The sequence below is a fragment of the Adlercreutzia sp. DFI.6.23 genome (assembly GCF_024462535.1).
Classification (GTDB): domain Bacteria; phylum Actinomycetota; class Coriobacteriia; order Coriobacteriales; family Eggerthellaceae; genus Adlercreutzia; species Adlercreutzia rubneri.
Genome location: NZ_JANGBP010000714.1, coordinates 1 through 292 on the forward strand (window position 1 = coordinate 1; position 292 = coordinate 292).

The 292-nt window shown below is 69.5% G+C and carries 1 protein-coding gene; it reads right to left on the reverse strand.

The window, feature by feature from the left end:
- Positions 1–237: hypothetical protein (locus NE591_RS15180; protein WP_256157093.1), on the reverse strand; the 237-nt coding region annotated here is incomplete at its 3' end.
- Between the last annotated feature and the right edge of the window lie 55 nt (positions 238–292).

Consider the following 292-nt stretch of genomic DNA (forward strand, 5'->3'; position numbering starts at 1 on the left):
GAGCCAACGCCGGAGCCGACGCCGGATCCGACGCCCGACCCAGCCCCGGACGACGGTGGCGGCGAGGGTGCCAAAAGCAGCGTAGCCGCAACATAATTGATGCGATACCGAGACGGCGGTACGGGCCCGGGGGTGCGGACTGCTATCATAGCGAATGAATCCGTAGGTGCCTCCGGCGGGCAGCGCCTCGAAGGCGAAGCCGGCCACGAGTGCGGAGGGCTCGCCGTCCTCGGTCACGGGTCGCACCTTCCAGAGGTAGCGCCCGGGGGTCTCCGGCGTGTAGACGAACCGC